The organism is Arthrobacter sp. Y3221087 (genome assembly GCF_059089905.1).
This window is the reverse complement of record NZ_JBNHFE010000003.1, coordinates 175,602-190,183: the sequence shown is the minus strand read 5'-3', so window position 1 is coordinate 190,183 and position 14,582 is coordinate 175,602. Positions and strand designations below refer to the sequence as shown.

Annotated in this window: 11 protein-coding genes; 1 reads left to right on the top strand and 10 read right to left on the bottom strand. The window is 67.0% G+C overall.

Translation table 11 applies throughout. The features are described 5' to 3' along the window. Positions 1 to 92: 92 nt before the first annotated feature. On the bottom strand, positions 93 to 1,511 hold the full coding sequence (locus AC5RUO_RS12690; protein WP_494051968.1) for an amino acid permease: 1,419 nt from the start codon (positions 1,509 to 1,511) through the stop codon (positions 93 to 95). Between the two features lie 472 nt (positions 1,512 to 1,983). On the opposite strand from AC5RUO_RS12690, the gene AC5RUO_RS12685 reads away from it, so the two are divergent. Then, complete coding sequence (locus AC5RUO_RS12685; RefSeq protein WP_494103711.1) at positions 1,984 to 4,677, top strand: AAA family ATPase; 2,694 nt, start codon at positions 1,984 to 1,986, stop codon at positions 4,675 to 4,677. A 28-nt stretch (positions 4,678 to 4,705) separates the two neighbouring features. Here AC5RUO_RS12685 and AC5RUO_RS12680 read toward each other — a convergent pair whose 3' ends face one another. The 9 genes from AC5RUO_RS12680 to AC5RUO_RS12640 all read right to left on the bottom strand — a co-directional run bounded on the left by AC5RUO_RS12680 (position 4,706) and on the right by AC5RUO_RS12640 (position 14,567). Beyond that, entirely contained in the window at positions 4,706 to 6,010 is a 1,305-nt protein-coding gene (locus tag AC5RUO_RS12680) for a M18 family aminopeptidase (RefSeq protein WP_494103710.1), read from the bottom strand. Positions 6,011 to 6,020: 10 nt separating this feature from the next. Then, complete coding sequence (locus AC5RUO_RS12675; RefSeq protein WP_494103709.1) at positions 6,021 to 6,941, bottom strand: intradiol ring-cleavage dioxygenase; 921 nt, start codon at positions 6,939 to 6,941, stop codon at positions 6,021 to 6,023. 38 nt (positions 6,942 to 6,979) lie between these two features. Beyond that, positions 6,980 to 7,672, bottom strand: a complete 693-nt coding sequence (locus tag AC5RUO_RS12670) for a response regulator (protein WP_494051972.1) — start codon at positions 7,670 to 7,672, stop codon at positions 6,980 to 6,982. Continuing rightward, a complete protein-coding gene (locus tag AC5RUO_RS12665; RefSeq protein ID WP_494103708.1) occupies positions 7,669 to 9,018 on the bottom strand; it encodes a sensor histidine kinase in 1,350 nt (449 codons plus the stop codon). Before AC5RUO_RS12665 ends, AC5RUO_RS12670 begins: the two co-directional genes overlap by 4 nt. A gap of 13 nt (positions 9,019 to 9,031) precedes the next feature. Continuing rightward, positions 9,032 to 9,928, bottom strand: a complete 897-nt coding sequence (locus AC5RUO_RS12660) for an ABC transporter permease (RefSeq protein ID WP_494103707.1) — start codon at positions 9,926 to 9,928, stop codon at positions 9,032 to 9,034. A 5-nt stretch (positions 9,929 to 9,933) separates the two neighbouring features. Beyond that, positions 9,934 to 10,881, bottom strand: coding sequence for an ABC transporter ATP-binding protein (locus AC5RUO_RS12655; RefSeq protein ID WP_494103706.1), 948 nt, complete (start codon positions 10,879 to 10,881; stop codon positions 9,934 to 9,936). 165 nt (positions 10,882 to 11,046) lie between these two features. After that, positions 11,047 to 12,543: a bifunctional phosphatase PAP2/diacylglycerol kinase family protein gene (locus AC5RUO_RS12650; protein WP_494103705.1), complete on the bottom strand. Its 1,497-nt coding sequence runs from the start codon at positions 12,541 to 12,543 to the stop codon at positions 11,047 to 11,049. 48 nt (positions 12,544 to 12,591) lie between these two features. Next, a complete protein-coding gene (locus tag AC5RUO_RS12645) occupies positions 12,592 to 13,797 on the bottom strand; it encodes an MFS transporter (RefSeq protein WP_494103704.1) in 1,206 nt (401 codons plus the stop codon). Next, on the bottom strand, positions 13,794 to 14,567 hold the full coding sequence (locus AC5RUO_RS12640; RefSeq protein ID WP_494103703.1) for a DeoR/GlpR family DNA-binding transcription regulator: 774 nt from the start codon (positions 14,565 to 14,567) through the stop codon (positions 13,794 to 13,796). Before AC5RUO_RS12640 ends, AC5RUO_RS12645 begins: the two co-directional genes overlap by 4 nt. Between the last annotated feature and the right edge of the window lie 15 nt (positions 14,568 to 14,582).

Below are 14,582 nucleotides of genomic sequence, written 5' to 3'. Positions count from 1 at the left end.
CCGCAGCACGGATGCTCCTATGTGGAAAACCGCCCGCCCGGGAGCCAAGGCGGCTTCCGGGCGGGCGGTTGGTTGAACAGGAGGGGCAGGAATTACGACGCCGGGCCCACCGTAACGGGGACATCACGGGGTTCACCTGCGTCCGAGGATTCGGCGGAAGCCGGGCCGGACTTGCGGTAGCGCCACACGCCCACGGCCACCACCACGGCGGCCAGCGCCACGGACAACAGCAGGGACTCGCGGGTGGATTCCAGGATGACCATGCCCACCACGAGAGCCACGATGCTGGCGATGGCCAGCCAGGTCAGGTACGGGAAGAGCCACATCTTCAGCGCCAGGTCCTTGCCTGCAGCACCCATCCGCTTGCGGAGGATCAGCTGCGAGGACGCGATGACCAGCCACACGAACAAGGCAATGGCGCCGGAGGTGTTGACCAGGAAGAGGAAGACAGTGTCCGGCGCGATGTAGTTCAGGCCCACCGTCACGAACCCGACCACGGTGGAGGCCAGCACGGCAGAGGCGGGCACCCCGCGGCGTGAGATCTTCGTCCAGGATGCAGGTGCGTCGCCGCGCTTCGACAGCGAGAAGAGCATGCGGCTGGCTGTATAAAGGCCGGAATTCAGGCAAGACAGCACTGAGGTAAGGACCACGACGTCCATGATGGTGCCGGCGCCGGGAATGCCGAAAAGTTCGATCACGGCAACGTAGGGGCTTTTCGCGACACTGGCATCGTTCCAGGGCAGCAGGGTGACCACGATGGCGATGGAGCCGATGTAGAAGACCAGGATGCGCCACACGGTGGACTTCACAGCTTTCTTGACCGCATCCACCGGGTTCTCGGATTCGCCGGCGGCGATGGTGGCAATCTCGGCACCGAAGAAGGAGAAGACCACAACCAGGATGCCGGCCAGGACAGCACCTGCGCCGTTGGGCATGAACCCGCCGTTATCCACGAGGTTGCTCAGGCCGGGGGCGGGGACGCCCGGGACCAGCCCAAGGATGGCAGCGGCGCCGAAGAGCAGGAACAGCACGATCGCGGCGACCTTGATGGAGGCGAACCAGAACTCGAACTCGCCATAGGACTTCACCGAGCCAAGGTTGGTCAACGTCAGCAGGACCATCAGGATCAGCGCCCAGATCCACTGGTCGATGCCCGGCACCCAGCGGTGCATGATGGCCGCACCGGCGGTGGCCTCAATCCCAAGCACGATGATCCAGAACCAGGCGTAGAGCCAGCCGATGCTGAATCCCGCCCAGCGGCCGAGCGCCTTGTCCGCATAGGTGGAAAAGGAACCGGTCTCCGGGTTGGCCGCGGCCATTTCCCCGAGCATGCGCATCACCAGGACCACCACGATGCCTGCTGCCATGTAGGCCACCAGGATTCCGGGACCGGCCTGCTGGATGGCGGCACCGGAACCCACAAAGAGGCCTGCGCCGATGACGCCGGCGATCGCGATCATGGAAAGGTGCCGCGGCTTGAGCGACTTGGCTAACTGCTGGTCAGCGGGCATGGAGCGCCGTCCTTTGGGTCATTGCGGAATGGATGGAAGCCGGACGCCGATGTCAGGGAGCTGGCCGGTTGCGTTCAACGCTGCATCCAGTGCGGTGGGTCACAGGGTTTTTCCAACCCTAAGCGGGTCGCGGGAAAGGGCGTCATGTGCACCCGCACAGATGGCCGGAACCGGATTCAGATCTTCTCACAGGTGCGAGCAGCAGGAGTAATCAAAAGGTATTTCCCAGGAAACGTTGAAACGCAGCGGAAATCACACGGCGTCAATCTTGAGCCAATCCAGCGGGTATTTGAATGGTGCCCCTGACGGCGCGGCGTTATATTTCCTTTTACGGCTGGGTACCGTGCTGGAGGCGTTGGGCCTGCAGCTTGCCGGACCTCCGGTTGCGGCCCCGTAACCGGCAGTGCGGCGGTCATTGTTGGAACGAATTGAAGCGAAAGAAAGTGGTCTCCTTCTTCAGGGATGGGGACCCATGTGCTTAATTGGCCGCAACAAGGAGCTGGACCGGATCCGTTCGGCAATCCGGGGTCCCAAGGAGACCGCCCTCACCATCAGTGGCCCGCGTGGCGCGGGCAAATCTGCCCTGCTTGCCGAAGTCCCCGCCCTCTCCGGGCACCGCACGGTCTTCCTCGCCGCCAGCGCCGCCGAGTCGGACTGGCCATTCTCCGGCCTTACGGCGCTCCTCAACGGCATGGACGATCCCGTACTCAACGGGATCGCCGATGAAGTCCTGCACGATGCTGCAGGAGCACTCAGCATCCCCACGGTGGGCACTATGCTGCTCAAGGGCCTGCACCAGCGGTCCTCCGCCCGGACGGTTATCGTCATCGATGACGCGGACCAATTGGATGCCGGCAGCCAGGCGGTCATCGGATTCATCAGCCGGCGGCTCGCCGGAACGGACATAGCGCTGATCATAAGCGTGCGCGGGGACGTATCCGAAAGCCCCCTCGGCGGGCCGGCCGTTCTCCACCTTGTTCCTTTGAGCTACAGCGACACGGTACGCATGCTGGAGGCCATCCCCTCGCGCCACGGCACGACGGCGGCGGCACACGCAGTTGCCGCAGCCAGCCAGGGAAACCCGCTGGCCGCCGTCGAGCTTTACCGCCGCCTCCTGGACCGCCAGGCGGAGGGGAAGTACGCTATGCCCGTTCCGCTCCCCTGCTGCGGCAGCCTGGAAGCGGAAGCCGCCTCCGCCGTCGCCACGTTGACGCCTGGTGCGCGCCACGTCCTGGACCTCCTCGCCCTGTCCCGCCGAAGTGACATCACCGCCTTGGAAGGCGTCGTCCCGGAATTGTGGGCCGGTGTGGACGAACTCCTTGCCGGCGGCCTGGTGACCCGGTTTGGGCCGCACCTGGGAATCCCTGACCAGTTGCTGCGCGGTTACGTGTTCTCGGCCTTGACGCCCGCCGTGCGCACGGCGGGCCACCTTGCACTCGCACAGGCGTCAGGGGCAACGGATCCCCACGGCCGCCGCTGGCACCTGAGCTTTACCGCGGTGGAGCGGCAGACTCCCTTCGGCCTTCTTCGCAGCGCTGTGGACCTCATCGCGGAAGGGGAGGTCCCATTTGCGGTGGAATGCATCGAGCGGGCCCTCGCCATCAATCCCTGGGAAGCGGAAACCGCTGCCCGCCTCACCACCGTGGCCGGGCTCATGTTCAATCGGGGCGAGTTCGTGTACGCCAGGCGCTACCTGGAGTGGGCGCAACGGGTGACGCGGAACCCTGCCCTGGTCCTGCGGCTGACAGGCCTGTCGTTCGAAATCGAGTTCATCCAGGGCGGCAGTGTCCGGTCAAGCATGGTGCTGCGCCTGGTGAAGGAATTTGGCTGCCATGATCCGGGGTACGCGGCACACCTGCTGGCGCTGGCCGCGCTCTACTTCGCCGAGCGGTGGGAGCTGGGCGATGCCGCCGAGCTGCTGGAGCAGGCCACCGGGTTCCAGGAATCTGCAACTGCTGAATGCCTCGCAATCATCGAGCGCGCGAGGATACTCGTTGCCTCCACCAGCGGGGACACGGGCACACTCAGCCGGAAGCACGAACCGGCGGGAAGCGTCAAGATGCTCAGTCTGCTGGTACAGGGGCGGGCCCTCACCTACGCGGAACGCTACGACCACGCGCAGGAGGCGTTCGCCCTGGTGCGGAGCTCAGTGGACGCCGGCAGCGTCAACTGGCGCGAAACCGCAGTGTTCCTGGCAGTGGACAATGAAATCCGGGCCGGGAACGTCCGGGCCGCGGTCACGCTCATCGACGATCTGGAACGCCACGAGCCAGAGAACAAGTACCACCGCGGAATGCGGCATATTTTCCGGGTCTGGCGGGCCCATGCCTTGGGAGACGAGGCGGCGGCACAGGCAGCCGCTTCTGAGGCACTCCGCTATGCAGGCTCTGAAAGCCATCCGGCCATTACCGCCCAGCTGGCCGCCTGGCAGGGCCACTTTGCCCTGCTCCGTGGCGACCTGGCCGAGTCCTTCGCCCAGCTGTCCCGGGCGGCAGAGATCGGAAAGGCTTTCGGCAACCCCGCCCTGCTGCGGTGCGAGGCGGACCTGGTGGAGGTCCTGATCAGGCTTGGCCGCCACCGGGAGGCAACGCAGGCATTGCTGCGCCTGGAAAGCCGCTCCGTGGGACTGAGGTCGCCCTGGCTCATCCTGGCGGTGGCGCGGAGCCGTGCCATGCTGGCCGACGGCGAGCAGTCACTGCAGTTGTTCAGCCAGGCGCTGGAGGGCAGGGGCGGGCATGATTCCGTGCTGGAACGGGCACGGACGCTGCTGTGCTACGCGGAACGGTTGAACGCCTTTGGCCGGGTCCGGGCCGCACGCGACGCCCTGGCCCACGCCAAGGTGATGTTCGAGGAGAAGGGGGCTGCGGCATGGAGCCAGCACGTGGACGCGTTCCTTTTCCACGAGCTCCTGGAACCCGCACGGCGGCAGGACAACCCTGCCATGCTCATGCTTGCGGACCATGAACGTGCTTTGGCCAAGATGGTGGCACGCGGGATGCGCAATAAGGACATCGCAGCCACGCTCTACGTTTCGGTGCGCACCGTTGAGGTTCGCCTGACCTCCATCTACCGGAAACTTGGGGTGGAGTCGCGTGCGCAACTGACTGCCCTTGCCGCCGCCAGGGACGACGGTGCGGCAGCACCCTATGTGCTGCCGGTCCTGTAACGGACTCTCCAGGAAGAAGCCCGGAAAGCTAGGCGGCAGTCCGGAAGAACAGCTCCGTCACGGTGGCGAGCCGGTGCGGGTCCTCCACGCCGCACAGCTCTCGGGCGGAATGCATGGAAAGCAGCGGCACCCCCACATCCACAGTGCGGATGCCAAGCCGGGTGGCCGTCAGCGGACCGATGGTGGAACCGCACGGAATCGCGTTGTTGGACACGAACTCCTGGTACGGCACTCCGGATTCGGAACACATCCGCGCCCAGAAGGCGGCTCCGAAAGCATCAGTGGCATACCGCTGGTTCGCATTGATCTTCAGCAGCGGACCGCCGTTGAGCGCCGGCAGGTTGGCCGGATCGTGGCGCTCCGCGTAATTCGGGTGGACGGCGTGGCCGGCATCGGCTGACAGGCAGAACGACGCCGCGATCGCCTGCCGCCGTTGGCTCGCCGAGGCACCGAGGCCGTCGGAGATGCGCACCAGGACGTCCTCAAGGATGGGCCCACACGCACCGGAGCGGGAGTTGGAGCCGATCTCTTCATGGTCAAACGCTGCAAGGACCGCGATCGGCGCCCCCGGGGCGGCCCCGCCGGAAGCGTGGGCAATGAGTGCGGCAAGCCCCGCGTGGGTGGAAGAAAGATTGTCCAGCCGCCCGGACGCGAAGAACTCCCCCTTGCTCCCGAAAACCGCGGGGGCCTGCGTGTCGGCAATGACGACGTCGTACCCGCCGATCCGTGCCGGGTCCGCGGACGCGCCGGGCACGGACGAAGCCAAAACTGCCAGCAGGTCGAAGTCTGCTGAATTCCCCAGTCCCCACACCGGGTTCATGTGCCGCTGCTTGTCCAGGGCCAGCCCCTCATTGACCGCCCGGTCCAAGTGGATCGCCAGCTGCGGGAACCGCAGCAGGGGACCTGTGGCGGTGAGGTGCTCCGTGCCGTCCAGCATCACCAGCCGCCCCGCCAGCTGCAGCTCCCGGTCCAGCCAGGAGTTCAGGAGGGGACCGCCGTACACCTCCACCCCGGCCTGGAGCCAGCCATGGGCGCCGGTGGTGGGCTTGGGCTTGAGCTTGAAGGTCGGCGAGTCGGTGTGGGCGCCGAGGATGTTGAAGCCGGTAGTAGGTTTGGCACTCTCCGGAACCACCCAGGCGATCAGCGCGCCGTCCCGGATGATGAAGAACGAGCCGGGCCTGCCCTCCCACGGTTCCTGCTCGCCCAGCCGCGTAAATCCAGCATCCTCCAGCCGCCGGCCCGCCTCGTGCGCCGCGTGGAAGCTCGACGGCGATGCGCTGACGTAGGCGCCAAGGTCCTGGATGTGCTCTGTGGCGGTGGATTCGAAAGGCATGGTCTCGAGTCTAGAGGGTGACGTTGAGCCCCGCCGTGTACCCCTCCGCCGACGATCCGGTCATGGTGGCGAGCTGGTAGATACCGCCGTCGTTCCGGAACACGCTGTCTGTCCGCAAGGTGGTGCGCCGCATCGACGCCACGCTCCCCTCATATCCCGCCGTGGCGTAGACGTCCTCACAGGCCGCCTGGGTGAGCGCAATCTGTGACACTGCCAGTACGCGCCCGGCCGTCGTGGCATTGCGCATCGACTCGAACACCTCGAAATGGATGTGCGGCCAGCGGCCCGGGTAGGCGCCCGGGAAGATGGATGTGAAGGTGACCTGCCCGTTGGCGTCCGCCTCCTGCACGCCACGCAGGTAGTTTTCGCCCTCCACGCCCGGATCGTACAGCGAATACCGGCCCTGCCGGTCACAGTGCCAGGCGTACACTGCCGCACCGGCCAGCGGAACGCAGCCGTTCGCGTTGTCCAGGAGCGTCAGGGTGAACGCCAGCGGAACGCCCTCCGCCCGGCCCGACGCGGTGCCGAAGCTGGCGGTGATGTCCCGGCGCACCACCCCCGACGCCGTGAGCGCATCCGGGCCATTCGAGCCGTCTCCCGGGAAAGGACCTGCCGTCTCGCGCGGGATCTCGACGCCGCATTCGGCCAGTGCGCGGGTCAGCGTGGGATTCGGGCTGCCGGGGGAGGAGCCGGTGGCCGGCGCCGCGGGTGCCGGCAATGTGACGGCCGACGGCGACGGCGGGCCCGCCTGGCTGCCCCCGCCGGGCGTGCACGCGGCAAGGGCGGCTGCGGCACCGCCTGCGCCGAGGAACCTGCCCAGCGCGCGGCGGCTCATGATCGTGGACAGGTCGAACTCGAGGCCGCGGTCATGGTTCGGGTGCGGCTTCCGGCCGTCCGTGCCGGGACTTCCCGGCGTGCCAAGGGTTGTCATGACTCCATCAAAGGCCACCCGCCCCGGCCTTGCCTAGATCAGTAGTCCGGGTTGCTGGGGACCACAAGGCCCGTCTCATAGGCGTAGACCACGGCCTGGACCCGGTCCCGGAGGTGCAGCTTGGTGAGGATCCTCCGGACGTGCGTCTTTACGGTGGCCTCGGAGAGGAAGTAGCGGTGGGCAATTTCGGCGTTGGAGAGGCCCTCGGCCATTGCCCCGAGCATTTCCGTTTCCCGCGGCGTCAGCTCGGCCAGCAGGGGATCGGGCGCGGGGGCAGCAGGCGCCGGACGGCCGGCGCCGCGTACATACGTTTCAAGCAGCCGCTGCGTCACACGGGGAGCCACAACGGCATCGCCGCTGGCCACCACCCGGACGGCGTGGATGAGGTCCTGCGGTGCCGCGTCCTTGAGGAGGAAGGCGGACGCTCCCGCCTGCAGCCCGGCGAAGGCGTACTCGTCCACGTCGAACGTGGTGAGAATGATGACCCGGGCGCCGGAACCGGCGGCTGTCATCGCACGGGTCGCCTCGATACCGTCCAGGACGGGCATCCGCACGTCCATCAGCACCACGTCGGGCTGCAGCTCCTTGGCCAGTTTCACGGCCTCCGCGCCATCGGATGCTTCACCTGCGATCTGGAGGTCCTCTTCACCCTCAAGGATCAGGCGGAATCCCATCCGCAGCAGGGGCTGGTCATCCACCAGCAGGACGGTGATGGGCGCGTTCTCTGTCATGCCTTGCCTTGCAGTTCGTACGGATGGATTCGTGTGTCGGTGTTGCCGTCCCCCGGCCAGGACAGGACTGCTTGGACCCGCCAGCCGCGTCCGGTCCGGCCGGCCTCCACGGTTCCGGCGTAGATGCGGGCGCGCTCGGCCATGCCCGCCAGCCCCTGGCCGGTGCCGTAGGAGCCGCCGTGCGGGCCGCCGCCCCCGTCATCGGCCGCCTGCCCCGGAACTCCCGCGCCGTCGTCGAGCACCTCGATGGTCACGGTGCCGCCGGATACGGCGATGCTGACATCCACCCGGGCCAGGGACCGTCCGTAGCGGAGCACATTCGTGAGCGATTCCTGCACGATCCGGTACACCGTGAGCTGGAAGGCGGCGTCATCGGGCAATGCAGGGCCGGTGTGCGAATAGTGCAGCGGCAGTCCGGCCGTCCGGAACCCTTCCAGTAACTTGGCCAGGCTGTCGCCGGCGGCCAGCGGCAGGAGGGGTGCCGCCGCCTTGGCGTCATCGCGGAGGACGCCCAGGACGCGCCGCATGTCCGCGAGGGCGGTCCGTCCCGTCCGGGACAGTTCGCCCAGCACCTCCCCGGCACGCTCGGGGCTTTTCCGGACCACGACGGCGGCACCGTCCGAGAGGCTGACCATGACGGTGAGCGAGTGGGCAACGACGTCATGCATTTCCCGGGCGATCCGGTTGCGTTCGTTCACGGAGGCCAGCTGCGCTGTGCGGGCGGCCCACGCCGCCACCTCCTGTTCGTGTTCCCGCCGCTGCTTGACGCCGATGCCGATGCCGGTGGCGATGACGTTCGACAGCGCGATGGTGGCTCCGGTGGCAATGCTGGTCAGGAGGTGGAAATCCCCCGGGTTGACCCCGTGGTCCTGGACGAACGAGTTCTCCATGGGCCCGACGGCGGCCAGCAGGTACAGGAGGGCCAGCGGCGCCGTGGCCACTGCCATGGTGATCAGGGCGAAGCGGCGGGTGTGCACCACAGCAACGGCATAGAGCGAAAACCACAGCCCCGCGGACGCATTGGAGCCCCACGGGTGCAGCAGGGTGACCGCAACCTCCACCACAGCCACGAACGCCACCAGCCCCACCGGATGGGAGCGCCGCAGGAACATGGCTGCCGCCACCGCCACCAGCAGGGCTGCCGCGAGCCATGAGCCGGAGACGATGGCGTCAACCACGGTAGGCGCCACCAGCAGTGCATAGCTGGAAGCCACCACGGCATCCATGATCCGCGGGTGCTGGTGGAGGTAGCGCCGGATGAGCCCCCGGCGCCGGGCCGTGAGCTCGGCGAAGGACGCGTCAGCCTGTCCGGCTGCCGCGTCCTTGGCCGGTCCTTCCAGGTTCATGCTTCCGGGCAGGTCAGACGTCGCGTTTCTTGAGCACGATCAGCGCCGGCACCAGGAACACCAGCACGTAGCCCAGGAAAATCAGGCCGCCCTGCCACGGATCAATGACACCGTCCGTGTGGCCAATGGAGAGGAAGCGGCCGCCGGCGTCACTGGGAATGTACTGCGGAACGTACTTCCAGAACTCACCCGGAATGAGCGTCAGGAAACTGGCCGCGATGGACAGCACGAAGAAGATGCCCACCAGGACGGTGATCCCGCCGGCAGAGTTTCGGAGCAGCGTCCCAAGCGAAAGCCCGATCAGTGCCACCCCGGCAACATAAAGCCCGCCGGTGAAGACGCTGTACAGCACGCCGTCCGTGGACCAGTCGAGGTCGAACCCGATGCCCTGGAAGACCGGCATGGCGATCAGGAAGGTGGCCACGCCCGCGATGGTGGTGATGACGTAGGAGATCACGGCCAGGATGATGGCCTTGGCCACGAATGCCGGAGTACGGCGCGGAACAGCGTTCATGGTGGAACGGATCATGCCGGTGGCGTATTCGGAAGCCATGAACAGGACCGCCAGCGAGCCAAGGACCAGGATGCCGATCTGCAGGCCGGCGTTGGGCAGGTTGTAGAGGTCGAACCCGGATCCTGGCGGAAAGGTCTGTTCCATCATTTCCGGTGTCAGGGTCTGGCCCTGGTCCCTGGCGTTGCGGATCATCTCATCCAGGTATGTGTAGCGGATCAGGACGGCCAGTGCGCCCACGCCAACGATTGCCACCAGGGTGAGGAGCAGCAGGATGCGGGTGGACATCAGGGACCAGAGTTTGATCCATTCGGAGCGCAGGACGCCGCCAAAGGTGACCCCGCGGGTCCCCGCGGAGGAACGGGCCGGCCTGGCAGGGGTTGCTGTCTGGGTGCTCATCGTCCTTACTTTCCTGCCGTTGCCGGGGCTGCCACTGCGGGTCCGCCGGTCAGGTGCGAATGGTATTCCACTTCGTCCTTGGTGAGGTCGAAGTAGGCGTCCTCCAGGGAGGACAGCTGCGGGGTGAGCTCGTAGACCAGGACGCCGCTGCTCAACGCGACTTGGGCTATCTGGCGGGGTTCCAGCCCCGTCACCGTCAGGGTTTCCGGCTCGCTCTGGTCCACCGTGACGCCGTTGCCCGCCAACAGGGACGCCAGCTGCCGAGCCGAGTCCGTGCGGACCAGGGTCCTGGCCTGGCGGGTGCCGGCAATAATTTCCTTGACCGGGGCGTCAGCAATGATGCGGCCACGGCCGATGACGATCAGGTGGTCGGCGGTTTGCGCCATCTCGCTCATGAGGTGCGAGGAGAGGAAGACGGTCTTGCCCTGGTTGGCGAGGTAGCGCACCAGGTTGCGGACCCAGAGGACGCCCTCCGGGTCCAGGCCGTTGACCGGCTCGTCCAGGATGAGCGTCTGCGGGTCCCCCAGCAGGGCTGCGGCGATGCCGAGGCGCTGTCCCATGCCCAGGGAGAATCCGCCCGCCTTCTTGCGGGCCACGGCTTCCAGGCCCGTCATCTCGATGACTTCGTGTACCCGCTTCTTGGGGATGCTGTGGGTGGCGGCCATGGCCAGCAGGTGGTTGTAGGCGCTGCGTCCGGTGTGCACGGCCTTGGCGTCCAACAGGGCCCCCACCTCGTGCAGCGGCGCCTTGTGCTCCGCGTACGGCAGGCCGTTGATGGTGACGGCGCCGGACGTGGGCCGGTCGAGTCCCATGATCATGCGCATGGTGGTGGACTTTCCGGCACCGTTTGGCCCCAGGAACCCCGTGACCTGCCCCGCCCTGACGGTAAAACTGACCCCGGCCACGGCGGTCTTCGCGCCATAGACCTTGGCCAGGTCGTGTGCCTCAATCATTCGATGTTCCTCCGGTCGGCAGCGCAGGGCTGCGGATGGGTTCAGTTCGGTGGTGTACCCCTTACGCTACTGAGGCCGCGGCCCCTTTTCGCCTTCCTCAGGGATGATTCAGGGGAGAACCAGGGTAGTCCCCCTGGATGACCGGCAGCCTGGGGATGCAGTGGGTCAGGAGCGGCGCGAGTAGTAGGCCAGGGCCCTGGGGAGCACCCTGTACTCCACGGCGCGCACTCCTGCCAGGGCCTCGCCGTCGACAGCCAGTGTTATGGGCGCCCCGCCCGCCTCGATGCGGACTTCCGTGGCTTCCCTCAGGTGGGTGATTTTGGAGCCGGCCACCGTCCCCGTCAAGACGGACCACAGCAGCCGCAACCTGGCAAACGGTTCATCAGCGGTTATAAGCCGGACGTCCAGCACGCCGTCATCCATGACGGGCCGGAGCAACGGAGCATGGTCCCGGGGGTAATACCGGCCCCGGCCCACATAGGCGATCCAGACCCGGTGCAGCACGCCGTCCACCGTAAGCGTGACGGGGGTTCCCGTGGCAAAGGTCCGGAACATGGCGATCACCCCGGCGAGGGGCTTGCCCAAAGCCGCCTGCAAATGCTCCCGCCGCCGCACAAAGTTGGGGTACAGGCCGACGCTGGATGTGTTCAGCATGAGCAGTTCCGTCACCTCCGGCTGTCCCGGGAGCCCCCGCTCCGCCCGCACAATGCCGATGTCCGCCAGGGCAGCTTCGCCCTTCGATGCGGCGGCAACTGCTTCCTTCAGGCTGCCGGTGCCGGCGTCGCGGGCAAAGTGGTTCAGGGTACCGCCGGGCAGGACCAGGAGGGGCAGGGAACGTTCGACGGCGGCCGCGGCTGCTGCTCCTACGGTTCCGTCGCCGCCCCACACCCCGAGGGCGAGGGTACCGGGCCAGTCGGCGGCGGCGTTGATGGACTTGAGAAGATCCTCCTCAGGCGGCACCGTGATGATATGCGCTTCAGGGAATACATCGCGGAGTGCTGCAGCCGTTTCTTCACGAAAAGAGCCTCCCAGCGTGTTCACCACGATGCTGAGGCCTTTCCCGCCCGGCAGTCCAGGTGCCTCGGTCCAGGTCCTCGAAACCTCAGGGAAGGGCGGCCGCACCGGCCACCAGCGCCGGGTAACAAGGGCCGCCCCCGCGCCGAGGGCCGATCCGAAGAAAACATCGGACGGCCAGTGCGCACCTGTGTGCACGCGGGAATAGGCCACTCCAAGTGCCGCCGGTGCCAACGCGGCACCGATGGCTGGCCGCACCAGGCCGGCTCCCACGGCAAAGGCTATGGCCGATGCAGAATGCCCCGAGGGCATGGAGGAGCTGGTGGGCTGTGGATGCACAAAGCGGAAGACGGGCAGATGCTCCGGCAGGGGCCGGGTCCGGGGGAGCAGGGTCTTGAAGACTCCGTTGGTCACGGCGGACGCTACCGCCTGGGCCAGCAGGCCATGCAGTGCTGCCCGGCGGGTCCTGCCGGGGAAAGCGGCCATCACGGCTGCGGCTGCCATCCAGAGCTTCCCGTGGTTGGCGGAGGCAGAAAGCCTGCGGAAGAAGTCGTCGTGGTTTCCACCCGGCAGGTCGGATACATGCCGCACCAGATATCTATCGAACCGGCCGATGACCCGGTGGCTGTGACGCCATGAGCTCCCCATGCCCCCAGACTACCCCCAGCAGGCGGGGCATCCTCCGGCACGCTCCGGCTAGTTGCCTTCCGCTTTGGCCGGCAGCGGTTTTGCCGCTCCCGCCAGCAGGAGTGCCAGCACGATGGGGGCCATGATGGCCAGTAGCGCGAGGTGGATCCCCGTGAGGTCGCCGAGGTAGCCCAGGAGGGGCGGGCCGGCGAGGAACGATATATAACCGAGAGTGGATACTACGGAGACGCGGGCTGCAGCGTGCTTCGGGTCGTCCGCGGCAGCGGACATCCCCATCGGGAAGGCCAGCGCGGCTCCCACGCCCCACAATGCGGCACCAACAGCCGCCAGCCACACGTTCCCGGCGAGGACGAACAATCCCAGGCCGGCTGCCGCGGCCGCCATGCTGGCCCGCAGGACCACAACCCGCCCGTATTTGTCGATCACCCGTCCGCCAAGGAACCGCATTGCCGTCATGGCCAGGACAAAGAGGGCGAACATGAGGGCGCCGGTGGACTCGGAGGTCCCCAGTCCGTCAACGGAGGCCTTGGCAATCCAGTCATTGCCCGCACCCTCCGTGAGGGTAGCCCCGAGGACCACCACGCCAATGAGCAGCGTGCGGCTGTCCCGCCACGCGGACGGACCCTTCGCCTGCTTTGCGTCCCCTTCGGGAGCCACCGCGGGGATATGGGGGAGGAAGTAGCGCGGGGCGATCATCGTCACCAGCACCACCACACCCACGATCACCAGGAGGTGCAGGGGCAGGTCGACTCCCAGGTTGGACAGTCCTGCCCCGATCAGCGCACCCACAAAAGCACCGCCGCTGAATGCCGCGTGGAACTGCGGCATGATGGTGCGCCGGAGCTTGTGCTCCACGTCGGCGCCTTCGATGTTCTGCGAAACGTCCCAGAGGCCAATGGCGATTCCGAAGAAGAAGAGCGCGATTGCCGTGCCGGGAATGGATTCAAGGGACAGGGACAGGGCAATCCCCGCTCCGGCCGCCGCCGCCAGCAAGCCGCCAAACCGAACGGTATTTGCCGTTCCAATCCGGCCGACCACCAGGCCGGCAGTGGGCAGGGCCAGCAGGGAACCGACGGCGGTGCACAGCAGCAGCGTGCCCATTTGCCCCGAGGTGATGTTCAGTGTTTCGGTCACCGCCGGGATGCGGGCAGCCCAGCTGGCAAAGACCAGGCCGTTGATGCCGAAGACCAGGAAAGTGGCCGCTGCTGCTGCATTGAGTCCAGCGTCCTGCTTCATGCCCGTATTTGTGCTCATACATTCACTACTTCCACAGAGTATTCATCGAGTTGGGCGCGCTCTCCGGCGCTGAAAACCTTGTCTGTCACCATCACATCCACCCGCTCAAGGCCGGCAACCAGCACCCGCGCGTTGCTGTGCCACTTCGCGGCGGCAGCGGCGAGGACCACCCGCGCGCCAGATTCCAGCCCCGCCCGCTTTACGGCTGAATCTTCGAGGTCATGGGCCAGCAGTCCGTCCCCGGTGCTCACGGCGCAGGGGGTGATGATGGCCGTATCGAACCGCAGGGACCGTATGTTGGCCTCGGCCAGGGGGCCGCGGAAGCACAATTCGCCGGGCACCACGTTTCCGCCGGGGACCAGGAGCGCGGGCCGGCCGCCCGCGGCGGTGTCTTCACCGGCTGCGGCGTTCAGTGCGCGCAAGGACATGGGCATCAATGTCAGGTCCCGGCCGGCCAGAGCACGGGCCACTTCCGTGGCGGTGCTCCCGCTGTCCAGCCACACATGTTCCCGGTCCCGCAGCAGGCCGGCAACGGCAGCCGCGATACGCCGTTTGACGTCCTGGTCCTCCAGTTCGCGCTGTCCGTAACCGGGGTTGTCGCCGGGGCCCAGCAGGCTGCGGGCCCCACCATGCACCCGCCGGAGCACCCCGTTGGCTGCCAGCACCTCGAGGTCGCGGCGGATGGTTGCCCCTGACGCTTTGCAGGCCAGGGTGAGCTCCTCGACGCGGACTTCCGCCCGCTCGCGCAGAAGGTCTGCGATGGCGCGGTGCCGGTCATCCGTCTTCATGCTCAAATGATAGCA

What these genes read in the sequence shown, in the direction of transcription:
- AC5RUO_RS12670 (WP_494051972.1), bottom strand. Translation starts at nt 7,672, where the DNA reads ATGACAGAGAACGCGCCCATCACCGTCCTGCTGGTGGATGACCAGCCC.
- AC5RUO_RS12690 (WP_494051968.1), bottom strand. Translation starts at nt 1,511, where the DNA reads ATGCCCGCTGACCAGCAGTTAGCCAAGTCGCTCAAGCCGCGGCACCTT.
- AC5RUO_RS12665 (WP_494103708.1), bottom strand. Translation starts at nt 9,018, where the DNA reads ATGAACCTGGAAGGACCGGCCAAGGACGCGGCAGCCGGACAGGCTGAC.
- AC5RUO_RS12650 (WP_494103705.1), bottom strand. Translation starts at nt 12,543, where the DNA reads ATGGGGAGCTCATGGCGTCACAGCCACCGGGTCATCGGCCGGTTCGAT.
- AC5RUO_RS12645 (WP_494103704.1), bottom strand. Translation starts at nt 13,797, where the DNA reads ATGAGCACAAATACGGGCATGAAGCAGGACGCTGGACTCAATGCAGCA.
- AC5RUO_RS12655 (WP_494103706.1), bottom strand. Translation starts at nt 10,881, where the DNA reads ATGATTGAGGCACACGACCTGGCCAAGGTCTATGGCGCGAAGACCGCC.
- AC5RUO_RS12660 (WP_494103707.1), bottom strand. Translation starts at nt 9,928, where the DNA reads ATGAGCACCCAGACAGCAACCCCTGCCAGGCCGGCCCGTTCCTCCGCG.
- AC5RUO_RS12640 (WP_494103703.1), bottom strand. Translation starts at nt 14,567, where the DNA reads ATGAAGACGGATGACCGGCACCGCGCCATCGCAGACCTTCTGCGCGAG.
- AC5RUO_RS12680 (WP_494103710.1), bottom strand. Translation starts at nt 6,010, where the DNA reads ATGCCTTTCGAATCCACCGCCACAGAGCACATCCAGGACCTTGGCGCC.
- AC5RUO_RS12685 (WP_494103711.1), top strand. Translation starts at nt 1,984, where the DNA reads ATGTGCTTAATTGGCCGCAACAAGGAGCTGGACCGGATCCGTTCGGCA.
- AC5RUO_RS12675 (WP_494103709.1), bottom strand. Translation starts at nt 6,941, where the DNA reads ATGACAACCCTTGGCACGCCGGGAAGTCCCGGCACGGACGGCCGGAAG.